This is a genomic window from Maribacter cobaltidurans, assembly GCF_002269385.1.
Lineage (GTDB): Bacteria > Bacteroidota > Bacteroidia > Flavobacteriales > Flavobacteriaceae > Maribacter > Maribacter cobaltidurans.
On record NZ_CP022957.1, the window covers coordinates 2,696,549 to 2,716,851 of the forward strand.

Below are 20,303 nucleotides of genomic sequence, written 5' to 3' on the forward strand. Positions count from 1 at the left end.
GTCTATAAAGCCAATTAGTTTTTCCATTTCCAATTTCTGATCTCGGGCATATCCAACCCGTTTTTACGGATATAATACTTGTGCTCGATCAGCTTGTCCTGCATTTCCTGTTTTAGATAAGCCACTTCATCGCCCAAGTTTGGCAATCGGTCCAATACGTCCTGCACTAAGTGAAAACGATCCATATCGTTCAATACCGTCATATCAAAAGCGGTCGTTATGGTGCCTTCTTCCTTGTAGCCCCTAACATGAAAATTAACATGATTGGTACGGTTGTAGGTAAGACGGTGCACCAGCCAGGGATAGCCGTGAAACGCGAATATGACCGGTTTGGTCTTTGTGAACAACATATCAAAATCAGCATCGGTTAATCCATGCGGATGCGCCGTATCGGTTTGTAGCTTCATCAAATCTACCACGTTTACCACGCGTATTTTCAGGTCTGGCAATTTTTCACGTAATATGGATACCGCTGCCAAGGTCTCCAAGGTAGGTACGTCTCCCGCACAGGCCATGACCACATCGGGTTCCGTACCGTTGTCATTGCTCGCCCAGGTCCAGATACCGATTCCCTTGGCACAATGTATGACCGCTTCTTCCATGGGAAGCCATTGCGGTGCGGGGTGCTTTCCGGCAACAACCACATTTACATAATGCTTACTGCGAAAACAATGGTCCATTACCGATAAAAGACAATTGGCATCGGGCGGAAGATATACCCGAATTATTTCGGCTTTTTTATTCATGACGACATCAAGGAACCCGGGATCCTGATGGGTAAACCCGTTGTGGTCTTGCCGCCAAACGTGCGAGGCCAAAAGAATGTTGAGGGAAGCAATTTTTCTGCGCCAGGGCAGTTCCGCTGTTACCTTTAGCCACTTGGCGTGTTGGTTGAACATGGAATCGATGATATGTATAAATGCTTCGTAGCAATTGAACAGCCCATGTCTTCCAGTCAAGAGATAACCTTCAAGCCAGCCTTCGCACTGGTGCTCGCTTAACATCTCCACTACACGGCCGTCTTTTTCAAGTAATTCATCGGTATCCATGGTCTCCGCTTCCCATTGCCTACTAGTAGCCTCGAAAACCGAGTTCAAACGGTTTGAAAGTGTTTCGTCCGGTCCAAAGATCCTGAAATTCCGTTGCGACCGGTTCAGCTTGATAATATCCCTCGCAAACTCTCCCAGAACGCGGGTATCCCCGTTTCCCATCTTTCCACGTAGCGATACGTCCAAACCATACTTCCTAAAGTCGGGCATATGGAGGTCTTTTAACAAAAGACCTCCATTGGCATGTGGGTTGGCACCCATTCGCCTTTCGCCCTCAGGGGCCAGATCGGCCAATTCCCTTAAAAGAAGGCCTTGTTCATCAAAAAACTCTTCGGGCCTATAGCTTTTGAACCAATCTTCCAATTGCTTTAAGTGCTCTGGATTACTGGCGGCATCGGGCAACGGAACCTGATGCGATCGAAAATGGTTTTCTACGGGCAAGCCATCCACAAATTTGGGGCCTGTCCACCCTTTGGGGGATTTCAAAATAATCATGGGCCACTGCGGACGTTCGGTAGCAGATCCTTGGGCGGCGTTTTCCTTGATCGTTTTGATTTCCTCGATCACTTGGTCCAACAATTCCGCCATTTTCCGATGCATTGTCATAGGATCATCGCCTTCGATGAAATAGGGCTTCCATCCATAGCCTAAAAAAAGTTGTTCCAGCTCTGTATGTCCAATTCGGGCAAGAATCGTGGGGTTAGCGATTTTATACCCATTAAGGTGCAGAATAGGAAGTACCGTTCCGTCCATAACCGGGTTCAGAAATTTGTTGGAGTGCCATGCGGTCGCCAACGGACCTGTCTCCGCTTCCCCGTCGCCCACCACGCAGGACACTATCAGATCCGGATTATCGAAGGCCGCCCCGAAAGCATGGCTAAGCGAATAGCCTAGCTCGCCTCCTTCGTGAATGGATCCGGGGCATTCGGGGGAGACGTGGCTGGGAATACCGCCAGGGAAGGAAAATTGGGTAAACAGTTTTCTCAATCCCTCTTCGTCTTGGCTTATGGCCGGATAGATCTCACTATAGGTTCCCTCAAGATAGGTGCTCCCTACAAGTGCCGGCCCTCCGTGTCCGGGGCCGGACACATAAAGCATGTTCAGATCGTATTTTTTAATGATTCGATTTAGATGTACATAAATAAAGTTTTGGCCCGGTGTAGTACCCCAATGCCCCAATAACATGGGTTTGATATGTTCCGCTTTCAACGGTTGCCGCATCAGGGGATTATCCCGTAGATATATCTGACCTACGGATAGGTAATTGGTCGCCCGCCAGTACGCATCCATTTTATCCAGAAGTTCCGGAGCTATTTCCATTTTTCCTTTTTTACTATTTTGATTTTCCATGTCTTACTTATTTTATAGCTGTCTTTCTTTGTCTTTGGACTTGTTATACAAATCCGTTGTGTTTCTTGCAATGATCAACTCTTCATTTGTAGGCATTACCAATACTTTTACTTTGCCATTTATCATGGAGATCTGAAACTCATTTTGATTGTTTTTGTCCTCATCCAATTCAATTCCGGCAAAGCCCAAGCCTTCACAAATTCTTGAACGGATTATAGGTGCATTCTCGCCGATACCCCCGGAAAAAACCAATATATCAAGGCCTCTCAACACGGCCATAAACGAACCGATCCACTTTTGTATATGATAACAGAAAAGGGCTACTGCCTCTGCCGCCCTTTCGTCCGAGCTTTCTTTTTGTAACAGATCTTGCATATCGGCACTTGTTTCGGAAATTCCCAGAAGACCTGATTCATGATTGATCAAATGATTGAACTGTTTGGTGTTCATTCCTTCGCTGTTCATCATATACCAAGCCACGCCGGGGTCTAAATCGCCACTCCGTGTGCCCATGACGCAACCACCTGTGGGGGTAAAGCCCATGGTGGTATCAATGCTTTTTCCATCCTTAACGGCTGCCATACTGGCTCCATTCCCAAGATGGGCCAGAATGACCCTCCCATCAGACTCAACTCCCATTTTTGTTTTGAGTTCTTCTATGAGATAAGTATAGGACAAGCCATGAAAACCATACCGCTGAATACCTGCTTTGTCAAATCGCCTTGGTATGGGCAGTATTTTAGCAATACGGGGCATCGTTGTGTGAAAGGAAGTATCGAAACATGCTATCTGTAACAGGTCGGGGCATCTACTTTTGAATAGTTCGATGATTTCGATCTCTGCAGGAAGATGATCTAGATCATAATCACGGATATTTTTTAATTCCTTTAGTAAAGACGCGTTTATTACTTCTGCGTGTGTGTGGTTCAAACCATGGACAATGCGATGTCCAATACATGTGACCCTATCAAAACCAGGTTGTTTTTTGAGCCAAAGGACTAGAAATATGGCAGCTTCATAAAAGCCCGGGCAATATATCTTATAACTTATCTTTTCATCATTGTCAGGGTAGGTAAAATTGAATGTGGTACCATCCAATCCAATGCGGTCGATACTCCCGGAAAATAAGGGCTCTGGGTTCATGACCATTTTATACATAGCGAACTTGATGCTGGATGAACCGCCATTGATGGTTAGAAGATTTGTATTTTCCGGAAGCATTTTTTGTTCTAGGTATTTAATAATTAGAATATTGATAACTCGGTTTTGTGACCAAAATGACTATTCATACCAATCATGAATCTTGCTCTTCAAAAGCACAGCTCTTGTTTTCCATAAAACCGGCAGCCATTTTTTTGTATTCCTCGCCAAGGTGTTCTCCGCACCATTCAAGAAGCGCTGGCTGTTGGGAACAAGTGGTATTGCGAACCGCCTTTTTCAGTTCCATCTTTAACAACTTCTTGTCGAAGCTGACTTTATTTAATATAGTTTCATGATATTCTAATGTTTCCATTTTTCTTTTTATTTAAAATTCCATTTTTAATGCTGCCATTGTATCAAGTTGTTTTCCAACGGCACGGAAATGCCTTCGTAACTGGGTACAATACGAACGGTATAGTGATTGATAGGTCGGGAAGTATTTACCTGTGCATAAAAGTTATGTGCCCCATCTTCCCCCATCCAATCAAATTTCATCTTGATTTTTTCGGGCGCTCCACCGTTGATTCCTTCCGCGAATAGTTCTACCTGAATATGTTTAAGGTTTATTTCTGGCAACCATATCGGTACTTTAAAGTGATGCTTTTGACGTGCACTTTCAATTTCGACGCTCCCAAATTGTATGGCATTCCATTTGTTTTTGAGCTCATTTCCTACGCTAACAATTTTTTTCCCTTTAGCTCCTTTTCTAGCTGCGCATTTTTTATAGTTGATTGCCGCTGGCAGATAAAAGTCCTCCATATATTCGCGAACCGTTCGGTTGGTGGAAAAACGGGGCGTTAGGGTCGCCATACTTTTTCTCATGCGTTCCACCCAAATTTCCGATACTCCTTTTTTGTTATGTGCGTAGAATTCGGGGACGACCTGCTGCTCCAGTATCTCATATAGTGTTGCTGCCTCGTGAGCGTCCCATGCCGGATCGTCGCCATGTTCTTGGCCATCGCCCAAGGCCCAGCCCACTTCGGGAGTATAGGCCTCGGCCCACCAACCGTCCAGTACCGATAAATTGAGGCCGCCATTTACAAGTACTTTCATACCACTGGTTCCGCTAGCTTCCCAGGGCCGTCTCGGGGTATTTAGCCACACATCAACCCCTTGGACCAAATTTTCCGCTAACATCATGTCATAATCACTTAGAAAAAGGACATGCTTATACAAATTATGCTGTTGGATAAACTGTACCCATTTTCGTATCAATCCTTTTCCAGCTTCATCAAATGGCGGAGCTTTACCGGCCAAGACCAATTGTACCGGATGTTCCGAATTATTAAGAATTCGGACCAAACGTTCGGGATCGTGTAATAAGAGGTCCGGTCTTTTGTAAGGCACAAATCGGCGGGCAAAGCCCAAGGTCAGGGTGTCCGGGTCAAAAACTTGGTTTGCGATCCCGACCACTTCCGACGGTAGGCCCAAGACTATTGCCTGCCTCTCAAACCTTGCCCTTATAAAATCGACAAGGCGATTTCTGGAGCGAGTCCTAAATTCCCATAATTTTTCGTCGGATAGTTTCGAAATATGCGCTGTATGGTCAGCGAGTTCGCCCCTCCAGCGATCCTTTCCGCAGGATTCCGTCCAGATTTCATCTGCATATTTGGAATCCCAACATGGCATGTGCACCCCATTAGTTACATGGCCTACCGGAACTTCCTCTACTGGCCAGCGCGGGAAAAGATTGTTAAAAAGATTTCTGCTTACTTCACCGTGCAAACGGCTAACACCATTTACCGCCCCGCTGCCACGAATGGCCAGATAGGCCATGTTAAAACTTTCTGATCGGTTATTGATGTCGGCCCGCCCTAGGGCCATTAAATCATTAAAATCCAAGCCCAGTTGTTTTTTGGCATAAGCGCCTAAATGGTATTCCATTGACGAGGGACTGAAATGATCAAAACCAGCTGCAACCGCCGTGTGTGTCGTAAATAGGTTGCCCGTACGGGTTACGGCAAGTGCCTCCTCAAAAGAAGTTCCGTTTGCCTTCATAAAATCATTGGCACGTTCCAGAACCAGAAAGGCCGCATGGCCTTCGTTCATATGGCAGACTTCGGGTTTTATATCCAAGGCTTTTAGTAATCTGTATCCTCCTATACCCAATATGATTTCCTGTTTTATGCGCAGTTCGGGCCCTCCACCATACAGCTCATCGGTAATTCCACGATGAATCGGCAAGTTGGCGGCGTCGTTGCTATCCAAAAGATAGAGTCTCGCCCTTCCTACCTGTACCTGCCATGCACGGAGCCAAATCGGATGACCGGGCAACGATACCTTTATACGAAGCCATTCCCCGTTCGGTAAGCGTAAGGGTGTAACGGGCAATTGTCCTGGGTCATTATAGGGAAACAAGGCATTTTGCGTTCCATATTTGCCTATTTCCTGTCGGAAATAGCCTTTGGCATAAAGCAATCCCACAGCGACAACAGGCACGCCCAGATCACTGGCCGCTTTTAGTTGATCGCCTGCCACGTTGCCCAGGCCACCGGCATAAATAGGTAGGGCCTCATTAAGCATATATTCCATACTGAAATAGGCGATAGTGGTAAGCGCGGTCTTTGGATGGTTTTGCTGAAACCAAGAGGGAGCGGAAATCGCCTGTTCGTTTGCCTCTAATAAATCATTGAGTTTTTCCTGAAAAACTGGGTCTGTCAAATGCTCCTCTAACCGATCCCGTGAAACCGTCTGTAGAATGACCCATGGGTTGCGTGTGAATTCCCATAGTTCCGGATCTAGATGTTCCCATAATTTATCCGAGGCATGGTTCCATGACCAACGGATGTTCAGGGCCAGTTCTATAAGGGCATCGATTCCCTCGATGTCAGTATGCATCAATCCGTAGAATTTACTTGTATCGATCTTTTGTTCTTTCATAACCATAATGCCGTTAATTAAAATTTGAATGAATTGTTCTTGAACATCAAAAACTCCATGGGTTTTAGCTTTACCTTGATGAAAAGGCGGTCAGCTTCTTTATCTGTATTTTTTTCTATCTTGATATTTTTCTTGTTACCATAGAGGCATTCCATAAGTATACCCTCTTCATTGATATTGGTATCGACCGCTATATATTCTTCTTTGGTATCCTTTGGGGAAGAATTATAGACTACGAGAATTTCGCCCTGATGCAGGATTCTTGAAAATGCCAAAAGACATTCCTCACAATCGGGAAACTGAAAATCAAGTCCGTTTTTTGAAGTTTCCCTGAAATACATTCGACCGAACTTTAGAATGGCTTCCTTTTGTCTAAGATGTGCCAAGACCGAAATTCTCTTGAATATCCATGAATCTTGGTTCAATACGTTCGTCTCCTTATCATCAGGATCGAACATTCCTTCCCTAATATATCGGTCATCCATTCCGTTGCCCTCAAATCCTTGTTCAGTACCGTAATAAATACATGGAGCGCCAAGGGCACAAATAAGAAAGCCCACGCCCGCAACAATTTGCTCGGGAGCGGCATTATGGCCAAAGCGGTGCTTAAAGTCCATCCCCACCTGATCGTGATCATCGATATAGGTTACCAGGAATTCCCCATATTCGCCTCGGCTTAGGGCATTCTTTTGCAAATCCGAATACCGTTGTATCAATCGGTTCGGGGATGAATTACCCTTTATCACTTCTGCCAAAACACTATGCAACGGATGATCTAAAATGGAATCTAGCCCGTAATATACATTCCGGTCCTTCGGCAGCATTTTGGGGCCTATATAGGGATTGCCCATCTCATCATTACCGATAATTTCGCCAAACAGGAAAAAGTTTCTTTTGCCCAAGGTGTAGGCATATTCCCTTATGTTGGAACAAAAACGGCTAATGTCGTTTCCTTTCATGTGTTTGACGGCATCCAAACGAAAACCGTCCACATCCGTCTCGCGTATCCAATAACAGTGTATCTTGACCAATATATCCAGTAAACTTTCGCTGGCGGGAGAACCATCGTTCCTAAATGTTTTTAAGGTAAAGAAGTCGCCTTCCTGGGTCTCGGGATACGCATCGAAATTCCTGATCTGCCCTTTTCGGTTATACATTTCGGGGTCTGCCAGTTCGACTGGAAGCGGCCTGTCCTTCTGGCGCCAACCTCCTAGTGGAAACCGTTGGCCACCAGCATAGAAATAATCATAATCAAAAGGATAGGACCAATTATCGCCTGAATGGTGCAGAACGATATCCAAAAAGACCCTTATATCAAGCCCGTGTGCCTTGTCCACCAATTGTTCCAGTTCTTCCTTGGTGCCCCAGCGTTTGTCCACGTCCATATAGTTCTGGATGGCATAGCCATGGTAGGATCCTGGGTTATTTTCAAACACGGGACTTAACCAGATAGCCGTACAGCCCAAATTTTTGATGTAATCGATATTGTCTGTGATGCCTTTGATGGTGCCCCCAAAAGGCTTTTGCAGCTGTTCTTCGTTCCCGAAACCGGCATGCCGGATATCGAAATTCATCGAATGCCGTTTATTGCTATCATGAAACCGGTCGACCATCATAAAATAAATGATCTCCTCCCGCCATTCCCTGTGACAGTTTACCCAGTACGCCTTGCCCGGTTTCGGGGAAAGATCTATTTTGCTAATTGATTTTATCATTATCCGTTTCTTTTAATAATTAAACAGTTGAATATTCGGTAGTCCTTTTTACATCGCTCACTTTGGTTCCCCCTGGCTTATTTCCATAAAACCTATCGAATACCATGCAGGCCGTTAGGTCTCCGGTAACGTTGATCGCAGAGCGGAACATCCCGAGCAAGCGCTCGACCCCGATGATGATGATGATTCCTTCGGCAGGAATTCCTGCACTGGATAGTACAGAGGCCAAAATCACCACGCCACCACCCGGTATGGCCGGGGTGCCGATGGAAGCGGCGACTATGGTAACTACGACAACGATGACATTGAGAAGGCCCATTTCAAGGCCATAGGCCTGTGCTATGAACAAGGTCGTTATGGTCTGATAGAGGGCCGTCCCGTCCATATTCACGGTAGTCCCGATGGGGATTATGAAATTACTGATGGCCCCATCCACTTTGAGTTCTTCCTCCGCTGTTTTCAGCGATAAGGGCATTACCGCGGCAGAGCTTGTTGTTGAGAACGCCAAAAGCTGTACATCCGTGATCTTTCGCAAAAATTTAAAAGGGTTGCTCTGGCCAAGTATGCTGACCAGCATGATGTAAATGCCGAGCAATATGAGCAATCCCATCAGTACCACGAGCACATAAAATCCCAGACCCGTTAAGGAGTTCAGGCCAACGCTCGACGTAAGCTGTGCCATTAGACCGAATACGGCGACCGGAACCAATAACATGGCCCATTTGACCACCGTCATACAGATTTCCTGTATGGCCCCTAAGAGCAATTTTACAGGTTTAAGCAGGTCGTCGGTCAGCGACAATACGGCGACCCCTATGATAATGGTAAAAATGACGATGCTCAACATTTCGCCACTTACCATGGAGGCCAATGGGTTTTCGGGCAGTAAATTGGTTATGGCATTCGGAATATCGTTTATTCCAAAGGATAGTTCCGAACTTTTGGCAGCGTCGGCCAATGCATTTGTATGATCGACTTCCGCCTGTTGGTGCAGATATTTTCCGGGGGAAAAGATCAGTGCAAGTACGGTGCCTATGGTTACCGATATAATTGTTGTCGATATGAAATATAAGAGTACGCCACCACCCAACCTTTTCAAGTTATCCTTATCGTTACTAGCGATACCCGTAATGATGGAAGCCACGATCAAGGGAATCATGATCATCTGCACCAGTTTCAGGAAGAGCATTCCCGGCAAGGCCAGCCAATTCCCTAAAACATCGGCCGTACTTTTGGTGATCCAACCGTTTTGGGGGCTTAACAACAGGCCGGCCCCGACACCTAGGAACAAGGCAATGATAACCTTGAGCCAAAGCCTATTTTCTACCAGTTTACGCAGGTAGTGGTTTAGGGATTTTAATGATTTTATTTCCGTATCGAGCATGCTTATATCTGTATTATGCCACTGTGATTCTTTTCTCAAGGTAAACGCCCTGGACCGCATGTATCAATTCCACCCCTTCCTTAAAAGGTCTTTGAAAAGCTTTTCTTCCCAAAATAAGACCAGAACCCCCAGCGCGCTTGTTTACGATTGCGGTTGTAATGGCTTCGGTCAAGTCGGATGCTCCTTTGGAGCCCCCGCCGGAATTGATCAATCCAATTTTACCCATATAGCAATTGGCGACCTGTAACCGGCATAGGTCAATGGGGTGCTCTGTTGTTAAGCCCTCGTACATGGCATCGTCATATTTTCCGAATTGCAGATTCTTAAAGCCATAATTTGTGGTGGGTAACTTTTGTTTGATGATGTCAGCCTGTATGGTTACCCCTAGGTGGTTCGCCTGACCTGTTAAATCCGCAGCGGTGTGATAGTCTTCCTTATCCGTTTTGAAGGAGTCGTTACGGGTGTAGCACCACAATATCGTGGCCATACCGAGGCTATGGGCCTCGGCAAAGGTTTCCGCAATCTCTTTTAACTGTCGATTACTTTCCTTAGATCCAAAATATATGGTCGCCCCAATAGCAACTGCGCCCATATCCCAAGCTTCCTTGACCTTTCCGAACACGTTTTGGTCATATGTATTGGGATAGGACAATAACTCATTGTGGTTTAACTTGACAATAAAGGGGATTTTATGGGCATATTTACGGGCATAGAGACCTAATGCCCCAAAAGTTGAGGCTACCCCATTACAACCAGCTCCAATGGCCAATTTTATAATATTCTCAGGATCAAAATAATCGGGATTCTTATAAAACGAAAAAGCGGCACTATGCTCGACCCCTTGATCTACGGGAAGTATGTTTAAATATCCAGTATCCTTCAGATTGCCATGCCCGTACAATTGGGCAAGACTCCGAAGCGTTTGTGGATTTCGATTACTATTGGCAAAAACTTTAGAGACAAAATCAGCATCGGGCAGTTGTAGTTCATCCTTGGTAATTTTTTCGCTTACGTGGTCCAAATAGAAGGACGCTTTGTCCCCTAATTGTTCCACTATATTTTCGTATGTTTTCATTGTTGTTGCTATTGATTAATACCTAGACTTTTATTGGTCTTTGCGATGGATTTGTTACCATCGGAATCGATTCCGGTAAGTGCCCGAATGGCATCGATGGTCTCGGGGATTACGATCGCCTGGTTATCGACCACGTAGGCATAAAAAAGTTCATCGCCCACAACCTTTAGCATATCTTCCCAAAGGGCTACCTCATACATATCGCCCCAAGGTCTTCCCATATCCATAAACATTTCCTTGATCGTATTGTTGGAAACCAATCCTTGATCATAATGGATTAGCTTAATGCGTGTAGAGGTTTTAAAGGCGTTGAGCACTTCTTCTTTAGATGCTTCTTTCTTTAGCTTCACGTTCCAATAATGCATGTGGCTAAGGGTTTGGGGAACTTTGACCGCTGAAGTAATGACATCCAAATCGGGATCGACACTTTGCGCGTCGGGCCCTTGATGGCTTGGAATTTCCTTTTCGGGCACCATGGTGTTCATTATACCTCCTAAATGGCTTTCCCATGGGTCGGTGGCCCTTCTTAATAATGTTCCCCGTGCATAATCCAATAAATCTGCCCTTTTTAAAGCGGTCAATGTTCTCAAGATTGATGTGGTATTACAGGAAACCACTCGGGTAGCATCAATATTTAGCGCCGTACTATAATTGTTTTCCGCACTAAAGGAATGCCCTGTTGTCTCGTGCTTTTCACCCCCTTGAAGAATGAATTTTATACCCTGTTTTTTATAGACCTCTACGTTCTTTGCCGCTATGTTCTTTGGGGTGCAGTCTACTACCAAATCTACTTGACCCAGAAGATTTTGCATGGATCCAGCTACAGGAATTTCAGACATCTTCATTTGCCCCATTGCTTGTCCTGTAGCCGCGAACACTGAATACCCTTTTTTAATGGCGGTCTGTATGCGCCAATCACTTATGACATCGCAAACCCCGACAAGGTTCATATCATCTTGTACATTGATGGCATCGGCCACTCTTTTTCCGATGACTCCGTATCCTATTACTGCAATATTTTTCATATCCTTATTATTATTTAACTGTTATTAATTTTTTACTGTTTCTGTATAATAGTACCGCGCCTATTACCCCTGCTATCATAGAAGCGAATAGGATGCTTACTTTGGACGTAAATATTAGGGACTCGTCCGTGAAAGCCAATTCATTTATAAACAATGACATTGTAAAGCCTATTCCTCCAAGAAAAGCCACGCCATAAATCATGTTCCAATTCACGTTTTCCGGAAGCTTGGCGAGTTTTAATGCGACCAATAGTCTTGAAAAAGTGGCAATACCCATGACTTTACCAAGAATCAGGCCTAGACCAATCCCCAAGCTAACGGGGCTGGATAGTACTTTCAACAAATCTCCATGAAGATGTATTCCGGCATTTGCCAAAGCGAACAAGGGAAGAATTACAAAGCCCACTATTGGGTTTAAAGTCCTTTCCAATTTTTGAAGTGGAGTTTCAGCCTCGGAACTTGTAGTCTTTATATCCTCCAATATCTCCAATTGCGTTTTTGAGATAAGTGTTCCCTTTATAGACTTGGTTTCTTGAAATCTCTTATGCAAACGGTCTAAACGCTCTAAAAAGGTATTCTCCTTAATTTTTACCCTACCAGGAATGGCAAATGCCGTCAGAATCCCGGCAATGGTTGGATGTACCCCTGAAAAAAAGAAGGCCAGCCAAACACCGCCGATACCAATAATGGCATAGAACCAAGTGCTTCTCACTCCCGCATAATTGCCGATAATCAAAGCTCCGAAGAACAATAGCCCATGTAGTAGATCCATCTCGGATATACCGGAAGTATAAAATAGGGCAATGACCAAGACGCCTCCCAAATCATCCACTATCGCCAACGTAATAAGAAAAACCCTTAAAGAGGCTGGCAGTCTTTTGCCGACAAGGGCCAGAACCCCTAGAGAAAAGGCAATATCCGTGGCCATGGGAATGCCCCAACCATTAGAAGCTTCGCCCGAGCTATTGAACATAAAATAAACAAGGGCAGGAAGTACCATGCCACCTATAGCTGCACCAATAGGTAGCACCGCATTCTTTGGGGATGAAAGTTTACCACCGATTATTTCACGTTTCAGCTCCAGACCTACTTGTAGAAAGAAGAGGGCCATCAAACCATCGTTGATCCATAACAGCAGTGGCTCCGATAGCTGAAGACTGCCAACGGTAAAGGCAATATCAGTTTGCATTAAGTCGATATAATATTCCTTCCACGGCGAATTGGCCCAGACCATTGCGACGACGACCGTGATAAAGAGAACAACACCACTGTTATTGAGTTCTTTGGCCGTGCTGCCGAAGAATTTAATAATGCTGTTATTTGTATGGTGTTTAGACATCAATACTGGATTTTTTTGTGTTTACATCCTTTTCCAAATGATTTTCGGAATTATCCTTTGTTTGAGTTTTCCCAGTAGTATTAAGTTTGAAATTCCTAATAATTACCCTATTGCTCTTTTCATAGGAAAAATAGCTTACGGCCCAATTGAAGCCGACCAATAACTTGTTTCGAAACCCACTAATGGATAACAGGTGTACGACCGACCACAGCAACCAAGCAAAATAGCCGGCAAACTTTAGTTTACCTAAATCTGCAACAGCCTTGCGCTTACCAACGGTAGCCAAAGAACCCTTGTCCTTATAGCTAAATAACCCTATTGGTTTATCATTGATGATCCCCATCAATGTGCAGGCAAGGTATTTTCCCTGTTGGATGGCCGCCTGTGCTACCTGTGGGTGGCCTTTTGGGGTCTCTTCGGAAATCAGGGCGGCAATATCCCCGATGGCATAAATGTTTTCTTGACCGTCTACTTTCAAATAAGTATCGGTTTTTAAGCGATTTCCCTTCACTACATGCCTTTCATCGATACCCTTTGGGAAGTCCCCTTTTACACCTGCCGTCCAAATCAAGTTCTTTGCTAAAATCGTCTTCCCACTTTTGGTTTGCACTACCGTACCGTCATAATTGCTAACGGATTCTTTCAACAACACTTTTACGTTTAGATTTTCCAAATAGGTCAGGGTTTTTGAGGAAGCTTTGTCTGACATCGCCATGAGTAGTTCGTCCATAGCTTCCACCAAATAGATGTTCATTATGGAAGAAGGGTACTCGGGATAGTCCTTTGGAAGGATGTATTTGCAAAACTCCGCCAAGGCACCTGCCATTTCTACTCCGGCGGGGCCGCCGCCCACAATCACAAAATTCGTGAGGGCATCGCGTTCCTCATCATCGCATGTAATCGCGGCCTGCTCCAAGTTTTGCAGCATCATGTGGCGGATATTTAGGGAATCTCGGATATCCTTCATGCCCAAACTATTTCTTTCCACTTCTTCCATACCAAAGAAGTTGGTCTTTGTTCCCGTTGCTAAGACCAGATAGTCGTAGGTAAGTTTTCCTTTGTTCGTTATGACAGTATTGGTAGAGGCTTGAATTTCCTTTACCTCGGCCAGCCTGAAGCTCACATTCTTATACCCCTTAATTTGTTTTCTAAAAGGGAACACAATACTATCGGGTTCGAGGCCGCTAGTGGCTACCTGATAAAATAAGGGTTGGAATTGATGAAAGTTGTTGCGGTCTATCAGTACAACCTGAACATCTTTGTTTTTCAGCCCTTCCACCAATGCTAGACCCGCAAAGCCCCCTCCAACTATAACTACCCGTGGCAACCTAGAATTTGGCAAGCAGATTGCTTCCGTCACTTTGCACGTATGATCGTCGATACCGTTTAACATTTGATTCTGTTTCATTAACTTTTTACTGTTTATTTTTTTCTTTCGAGTCGCGTTTCCGGACTATCATGACGGAACAGTCGGCATGTGTTGCCAAAGACTGGGAGACCGAGCCAAGCAAAAATCTAGAAAATGCACCATGACCCTGAGACCCGACTACAATTAAATCGGCATCAAAGGCTTCCGCCTTTTCTAGAATTGCACTTTTGGGAAGTCCATTGACCACCGCTGTTGTTATAGACAATGCGTTATTATTATTTCTTAATGATTTTGAGGCATCATTAACAAGATCTTCTGCTGATTTTTTCGCATTGGATATGGTTTCTTCATAATAATTGCCAAGTGTGCCGCCCAATGGAAGGGCACCAGGAGCGGCCAACATGGGATTTTCGAACACATTTACAATACATACTTCGGTACCCGCAGGCAACGGCAGCGCTGCAAGTTCATCTATGGCGACTTTACTAAAGTCAGAACCATCTATTGCTAATACTATTTTCATCTTTTTTATATTTAGTTTTTCTTGATATTTTTATTTATGTTTCCTAATCTCAATTTATGATAATAGGCTTCATTAACTTTTTCCAATATAAGTGCTCGTACAGCCCCGACCAGTACATTCCGAAAGTGAAAGCGAACAACAGTTCCTCAACGGGGATACCAATAACCAGTATATGGGTCAGGTTCTCCAGATTCCAGTAGAGTTCCACATAATCGGGATAGAACGGAAGGATGCTACCGAAATAAATAAAGTAGAGCACCGTGAACAATAGACCTCCGATCCAAATCTTTTCTATTAAATCTGGCCTGCAATACAGCGTTGCCAAACCGCCCATGAACATGGCCAGAATCCCACAATAAATATGGTTCAATTCGGTAAAAAGACTCAAGGCCCCGAAAACCAAAACAGGAACAAAGAGAATATATACATGAAGGGAGTGTCTTCTATGACTTCTTTCGGTGTGCGGGAATTCAACGTAGCCACGTTTGAAAATAAGATTATACAATACCGTACCAATACCCCCAATGGCGAATGAAAAGATGAGACTTTCAATATCGAAGCCTGTCTTTAACGCCAAATCAAAAAGGGACGGCGGATGCCAATATTCAGGAACGAACAAAGGTTCTGTAAGCCCGAAGGGCATCGTTATCCAACTCATTTTGAGCATTTCCTTCCTAGAATCCTTTTTCAGGAGGTAAACCAGGCCCCAAAGGGCAAGGAGGATAAGCGACCATATAAACCAAACGTATTGCATGGGAATCTTCTATTTGATATAATTATGTTCCAGATTCAACAGGTCTTCCCTGTCGCCGAACTGTTTATTGAATATTTAACTTAAGGAATACACGAAAGCCTACTGGACACGGTGCTCACTTTTTCCAAATAAGGTTTCCGTGAGACCCTTGTTATTTACCCAGTTCTTTGGCACTTTCTGCTAGCAGATTGTCAGGAAAAAACAACTTACCAGCGGTCAATGCAGTGCCATATCCTAAAGCCTCTTCTATCCACAAGCTTAGATTATCTCCTCTTAATTTGTGCGTTATAAAAGCCTGCAATGCATGCTCCAATGAGCCAACCTAGAATAAAGGTTTGTACGATGCCAAAGAGAGCCTCCAGTAGGGGGACATCCATTCTAATAATATTGGTCGTGTCCAGACCGTGCAATAGGCTATTGAAAAATATTATGCTCCCTTCTTGCCCTGCGGTAGCCATGACGACCATACAGCCCAGATAAATCAAGGCTCCTGTGAGACCGAAAGCAAAACCAAGTTTTTTTACGTTTAATCGATACATGATTGTTGTTTTTATGTTAATAGTTGTTCCAAATTCATTTGTGGAGTAAAGACCCTTTGTGCTAAACCAAAATTTTAATTAATGGTTCTTTTCCATACTTTTTTTGTACTCCATCTTATTGTGCATAGCTTTTTCCAATTCCTCATGCTCCAAAGTGTGGTCACAAAAGTTGTCGCTCAAAAGGCTGTCATTGGCAATGACCGGCATAAAATGATGGGTGGTCAATAGCATAAGGTCAGGGTATCCGGTAATCATATCGCTCAGTTTACCGGCGAGAATGGTATCGTTTGCCGCTGCTTTTACGAGTTCGTCTACCATCATGCCCGTGGCATGATCATTATCCATCATTTTGGTAATATACTTTTTGCCCAAATCGTGGTCTTCGACCATCAAGGTCAAGACTTCCTCTTGTTTTGAGGGGTCTTTAAGCATATCCTTTACAGCACTTTCCTGTTTTTGTGCACAGGCCGATAATGTGAAAACGGCCAATACAATTCCTATTGCTTTTTTGATTTCTGTTTTCATTTTGATTCATTTTAAGGGTTACTAGTTGCTGATACTTCCTAGTGTCATGTTAAAGTTGAAATGACACTATTCGGATTTTAGAATCCTTTTTGATTCTTCAAATTCCTCTTTTGTAATTTCCCCATTGGCAAATCTTTTTTTGAGAATTGCGAGAGGGTCTTCCTTCTTCGATTTTCGGTAAGGGATGTCGTATGGCACAAAGAAGATCCATATTAAGAGGATCAACCATATGATCCACCATACGAAGTGCATACCGCCCCAGTGTCCGTCAAAAAAATGCATAGTTTTAGATTTAAAGATTAATAGTTGTTAGTTGTTGGACTATTTGTCCGATCTTAAAAGATTCCTTGATTGCTCATATTCCTCCTTGGAAATCTCGCCCTTGGCAAACCGGATTTTGAGCGTTGTTACCGGATCGTCTTCATTGATTTCTGCATCAGATGTGCCAGACGGCGCAAAAAAAATCCAGCCTAAAGCCACGAACCAAATTGCCCACCAGATAAGGTGCATTCCCCAAAAAAATCCATCTCTGTAAAACATGTTCTTAATTTTATGGTTACTATTATTTTAAATGACCTCAGTAATGGTATAGCCCTCAAGTTTGTTGAGTTGCTTTTGCAAATCTTCTACCGAAAGTTTCTCTTTCATACTTATGATCGTCTTTCCTTTTGGGCTTAAAAAGATTTCCGTTTTCTCAATGTCCGGGTGCGCTTCCATGGTTTTTTTTACCCTTGCTATACATCCGCCACAGCTTAGTCCGTTTATTTGATATGTGTGTTTCATTGGTTTCTGCTTTTTTTAATGATGGCTATGGCCCTTATGTTCCTCATTGGTTTCAGATGCCAACGATTTGTCCTTACCATATTCGTGTTGCTTATAATTCTGTTCCGAATGGTTATGCCTACCGTGGCCATGTGCGCCATGCGGCATAAAGAGATGAAACACGAACATCAGGATGATAAAGCCAAAAAGTCCGTTATATCCCGTAATGCCCAATGCTGGGGCGAAAAAAATTAATAGTAACGGAAGTCCGCAACCGATAACCATCCATATCCAATGACCTTTCATGATTTCTATTTTTTAGTTTTAAATGTTATATACTTTAATGATGATCGCCATGACTTTGGCTTTTGCTCAATTCCAATTTGGCCTGTTCAATATTATCTACTCCTTTCTCGGCCATCATATCCATGCAAGACTCCATACAATCTTCGCTCATCATGCCTTTTTCATGCATCATTTTCATCATATTGCCCATCATCATTCCATCTTTCATCATGGATTGCATCATGTTATTCATTATCATACTATCTTTCATCATCATTTGCATACTCTGGCCTTTCATCATATTACCCATCATCTGTTGGTTGCCCTGCATCATCTGCATTGCATGGTCGTTCCCTTTCATATTGTCCATGAATTCGGTCATATAGCTGTGATTATTGGCAATTGCATCAAAGAGTGCCGTTCTCGTTTGTGAATTTTCGAGCATAGCATTAGAATCTGTTTTCTGGTTGCAACTGGATAGGATAACCATTGCGAATACCGAAATAATGATTGTTATTGTTTTCATAGTGTTATATTTTAATTATGATTTAATTGTTATCTTTTTTTGGAATTTTGCTCCCATAGCTAAGCATCTATTACTATGGGAGCATCTACCTCTAAACCTAATTTGCTGATTTAAGAAACTCTTCAATTTTTTTACTTTCATTTTCGGTAAGATTGGCCCTTACCCTCATATGGAGGCTAATGGTTTCCCAATCGGTATCGTTGTAATCTGCTGGAGATGGGGCAATATGACAGCGATTACAGGTCTCTCCCCAAAGCTGTGCACCTGATTTCTCTATCTTGAAATCATCAGCTGTATCCGCTACCGTTTCGGTGGGCACATCCGAATATTTTTTCTTGGTTGAAGAGCACGCAACCACCGTCAAACCCGTGATGGCCAGTAAGGCCAAGACTATCGATAATTTATATGTTGTTTTCATTTTTTTGCTTTTTATGATTCGATTAAAATCCTATGGCCCAATGCAGAAATAATCCATCTGTATTTGTGATTCCATTACCGTCATGGCCTCCTTCTGTTTCCGTGGTCTGGTAACTCAACTTGACTACAGAACGCCAGCTCAGCCAATAGTTGACGCCAAAGGCATACTGAACTGATTTTTCCTCCCATTCGGCACCCTCGGGAGCATTGAAATCTGAATATCTTCCAACAAACTCCAATTTCTTGACAAAGTCGTTGCTTGCCATGGTAGGCCTATAGCTCAATTGCCCATAAAAGGAATTACTTTGGTTATCAAAAGAGTATTCTTCTGCGATACCATCCTCCAGTTCTGTAAAAGTTGCCGTATCCACATTGGAATTATTGTATTGCGCCTTTACGTCAACTACGCCGCTTATTCCTGATATTTGTTTGACAAAGGAAAAATCCAAGGCATAGAGAAAGGCACCGATATCTTCATATTCTGAATCTTCTTCCCCCGTTCCACTAGTGGAATACGCTGAAAACCCTATTTCTGTGGAAGAATCAGAAAAAGGCAGCAAGCCGATTCGACCCCCATAAGCCTTGGCAAGATTGGTGTCCTCATAATTCTCGAATTGAAGCATCCCCGCTTCTTCAGGTTCCAAATTACCGTCCTTGAGACGTGGACCGTTTGTGGAGTATACCGAATAGTTCAAAGTAGGGCCTCCCAAATCAAATGCCCCTCTTAATTCTACCCCTATACCCGAGGAAGGTGCAATTCCGTCATGCCCATAGCCCAAAGGCGTATTGGGCAATCTGTTAATCCATGCAGGATGCAAGCGTTCCATAAAAGTGCCAAATGGTAAAAGAAATTTTCCGGCCCTAACGGTCATGTTTCTATTAAGTACATACATAACGTCCGCATATTCCAAACCGGTTTCCAGTTCGTTCCCTTCAAGAACAAACTCCAGTTCTGCCTCAAACATCAGCCTATCTGAATGTTTATAAAGAAATATTGGAGCAAAGGCCGCACCCAAAAATGTGGATTCTGTTTCATCCCCAGAATCCATATATTCAAATCCTGTATGCCCGTAACCACGCAGCATAAATTGGGTCTTGCTCGGTTCAAACGTGTTATAGGTCTGGGCGTATGAAGTTGTACCTAAGACCACTACTGTTAGAAAATATATTAGCTTTTTCATTGTTTCAAGGTTCTGATATAGTTAATCAATTCCCATCTTTTCTTTTCGGGAAGAGCGGTTTTATAGGAGGCCATGGGTGAGCGTCCTTCCTCTAGTTTCCAGAAAATTGCGCCGTCGGTCTGGGCTTGGAACTCGGCACTGGTCAAATTGGTCGGTAGCGGCTTTAATCCTGCGCCACCAACGCCATCACCTTTGCCCTTGGCTCCATGGCAGACCACACAGAGCATTCTGTACGTCCTTTTCCCGTTTGCCAATGCATCTGTGTCCCCCTTTAAGGGGTTGACAATCTTATCGGCACTTGCAGGGGCTACCCATTTTTCTTGGGCATGGCCATTGAACCCGAGAATTAACAAACCTGTGACCATTAATATGGTCCAAATACGTATGTCTCTTTTGTTTTTCATT

The 20,303-nt window shown here is 43.8% G+C and carries 22 protein-coding genes; all 22 read right to left on the reverse strand.

Going from position 1 to position 20,303, the window contains the following annotated elements; all coding sequences use genetic code 11:
- Positions 1–14: 14 nt before the first annotated feature.
- Positions 15–2,399: a phosphoketolase family protein gene (locus CJ263_RS11925; RefSeq protein ID WP_094997480.1), complete on the reverse strand. Its 2,385-nt coding sequence runs from the start codon at positions 2,397–2,399 to the stop codon at positions 15–17.
- A 12-nt stretch (positions 2,400–2,411) separates the two neighbouring features.
- On the reverse strand, positions 2,412–3,620 hold the full coding sequence (locus CJ263_RS11930) for an acetate/propionate family kinase (RefSeq protein ID WP_094997481.1): 1,209 nt from the start codon (positions 3,618–3,620) through the stop codon (positions 2,412–2,414).
- Between the two features lie 73 nt (positions 3,621–3,693).
- Positions 3,694–3,912 (reverse strand): hypothetical protein, encoded by a 219-nt coding sequence (locus CJ263_RS11935; protein ID WP_094997482.1) that lies wholly within the window; start codon positions 3,910–3,912, stop codon positions 3,694–3,696.
- Between the two features lie 26 nt (positions 3,913–3,938).
- Entirely contained in the window at positions 3,939–6,479 is a 2,541-nt protein-coding gene (gene glgP, locus CJ263_RS11940; RefSeq protein WP_094997483.1) for an alpha-glucan family phosphorylase, read from the reverse strand.
- Between the two features lie 17 nt (positions 6,480–6,496).
- On the reverse strand, positions 6,497–8,194 hold the full coding sequence (locus tag CJ263_RS11945) for an alpha-amylase family glycosyl hydrolase (RefSeq protein WP_094997484.1): 1,698 nt from the start codon (positions 8,192–8,194) through the stop codon (positions 6,497–6,499).
- A gap of 19 nt (positions 8,195–8,213) precedes the next feature.
- Positions 8,214–9,578: a dicarboxylate/amino acid:cation symporter gene (locus CJ263_RS11950; protein WP_094999230.1), complete on the reverse strand. Its 1,365-nt coding sequence runs from the start codon at positions 9,576–9,578 to the stop codon at positions 8,214–8,216.
- A gap of 13 nt (positions 9,579–9,591) precedes the next feature.
- Entirely contained in the window at positions 9,592–10,653 is a 1,062-nt protein-coding gene (locus CJ263_RS11955; RefSeq protein WP_094997485.1) for a class I fructose-bisphosphate aldolase, read from the reverse strand.
- 8 nt (positions 10,654–10,661) lie between these two features.
- On the reverse strand, positions 10,662–11,678 hold the full coding sequence (locus CJ263_RS11960; RefSeq protein WP_094997486.1) for a type II glyceraldehyde-3-phosphate dehydrogenase: 1,017 nt from the start codon (positions 11,676–11,678) through the stop codon (positions 10,662–10,664).
- Positions 11,679–11,688: 10 nt separating this feature from the next.
- Positions 11,689–13,017 (reverse strand): Na+/H+ antiporter NhaA, encoded by a 1,329-nt coding sequence (gene nhaA, locus CJ263_RS11965; protein ID WP_094997487.1) that lies wholly within the window; start codon positions 13,015–13,017, stop codon positions 11,689–11,691.
- Positions 13,010–14,425, reverse strand: a complete 1,416-nt coding sequence (locus tag CJ263_RS11970) for an NAD(P)/FAD-dependent oxidoreductase (protein ID WP_094997488.1) — start codon at positions 14,423–14,425, stop codon at positions 13,010–13,012. Before CJ263_RS11970 ends, nhaA begins: the two co-directional genes overlap by 8 nt.
- A 7-nt stretch (positions 14,426–14,432) precedes the next feature.
- Positions 14,433–14,909 (reverse strand): universal stress protein, encoded by a 477-nt coding sequence (locus CJ263_RS11975; RefSeq protein ID WP_094997489.1) that lies wholly within the window; start codon positions 14,907–14,909, stop codon positions 14,433–14,435.
- A gap of 49 nt (positions 14,910–14,958) precedes the next feature.
- Entirely contained in the window at positions 14,959–15,663 is a 705-nt protein-coding gene (locus CJ263_RS11980) for a lycopene cyclase domain-containing protein (protein ID WP_094997490.1), read from the reverse strand.
- A gap of 263 nt (positions 15,664–15,926) precedes the next feature.
- Positions 15,927–16,202: a DUF5676 family membrane protein gene (locus CJ263_RS11985; protein ID WP_094997491.1), complete on the reverse strand. Its 276-nt coding sequence runs from the start codon at positions 16,200–16,202 to the stop codon at positions 15,927–15,929.
- A gap of 78 nt (positions 16,203–16,280) precedes the next feature.
- The gene (locus tag CJ263_RS11990) at positions 16,281–16,727 is read right to left on the reverse strand and encodes a hypothetical protein (protein WP_094997492.1); all 447 of its coding nucleotides are present in this window, start codon (positions 16,725–16,727) and stop codon (positions 16,281–16,283) included.
- A 66-nt stretch (positions 16,728–16,793) separates the two neighbouring features.
- On the reverse strand, positions 16,794–17,009 hold the full coding sequence (locus tag CJ263_RS21460; protein WP_094997493.1) for an SHOCT domain-containing protein: 216 nt from the start codon (positions 17,007–17,009) through the stop codon (positions 16,794–16,796).
- Between the two features lie 39 nt (positions 17,010–17,048).
- Entirely contained in the window at positions 17,049–17,267 is a 219-nt protein-coding gene (locus tag CJ263_RS12000; protein WP_094997494.1) for an SHOCT domain-containing protein, read from the reverse strand.
- Positions 17,268–17,294: 27 nt separating this feature from the next.
- On the reverse strand, positions 17,295–17,510 hold the full coding sequence (locus CJ263_RS12005) for a heavy-metal-associated domain-containing protein (RefSeq protein WP_094997495.1): 216 nt from the start codon (positions 17,508–17,510) through the stop codon (positions 17,295–17,297).
- A 15-nt stretch (positions 17,511–17,525) separates the two neighbouring features.
- Positions 17,526–17,795, reverse strand: a complete 270-nt coding sequence (locus CJ263_RS12010) for a hypothetical protein (RefSeq protein ID WP_225621508.1) — start codon at positions 17,793–17,795, stop codon at positions 17,526–17,528.
- A 34-nt stretch (positions 17,796–17,829) separates the two neighbouring features.
- Positions 17,830–18,300: a hypothetical protein gene (locus tag CJ263_RS12015; RefSeq protein ID WP_094997497.1), complete on the reverse strand. Its 471-nt coding sequence runs from the start codon at positions 18,298–18,300 to the stop codon at positions 17,830–17,832.
- Between the two features lie 97 nt (positions 18,301–18,397).
- Positions 18,398–18,718 (reverse strand): hypothetical protein, encoded by a 321-nt coding sequence (locus CJ263_RS12020; RefSeq protein WP_094997498.1) that lies wholly within the window; start codon positions 18,716–18,718, stop codon positions 18,398–18,400.
- A 22-nt stretch (positions 18,719–18,740) separates the two neighbouring features.
- Positions 18,741–19,898: a porin family protein gene (locus CJ263_RS12025; RefSeq protein ID WP_094997499.1), complete on the reverse strand. Its 1,158-nt coding sequence runs from the start codon at positions 19,896–19,898 to the stop codon at positions 18,741–18,743.
- The gene (locus CJ263_RS12030) at positions 19,895–20,302 is read right to left on the reverse strand and encodes a c-type cytochrome (protein ID WP_094997500.1); all 408 of its coding nucleotides are present in this window, start codon (positions 20,300–20,302) and stop codon (positions 19,895–19,897) included. Before CJ263_RS12030 ends, CJ263_RS12025 begins: the two co-directional genes overlap by 4 nt.
- Position 20,303: the final 1 nt, after the last annotated feature.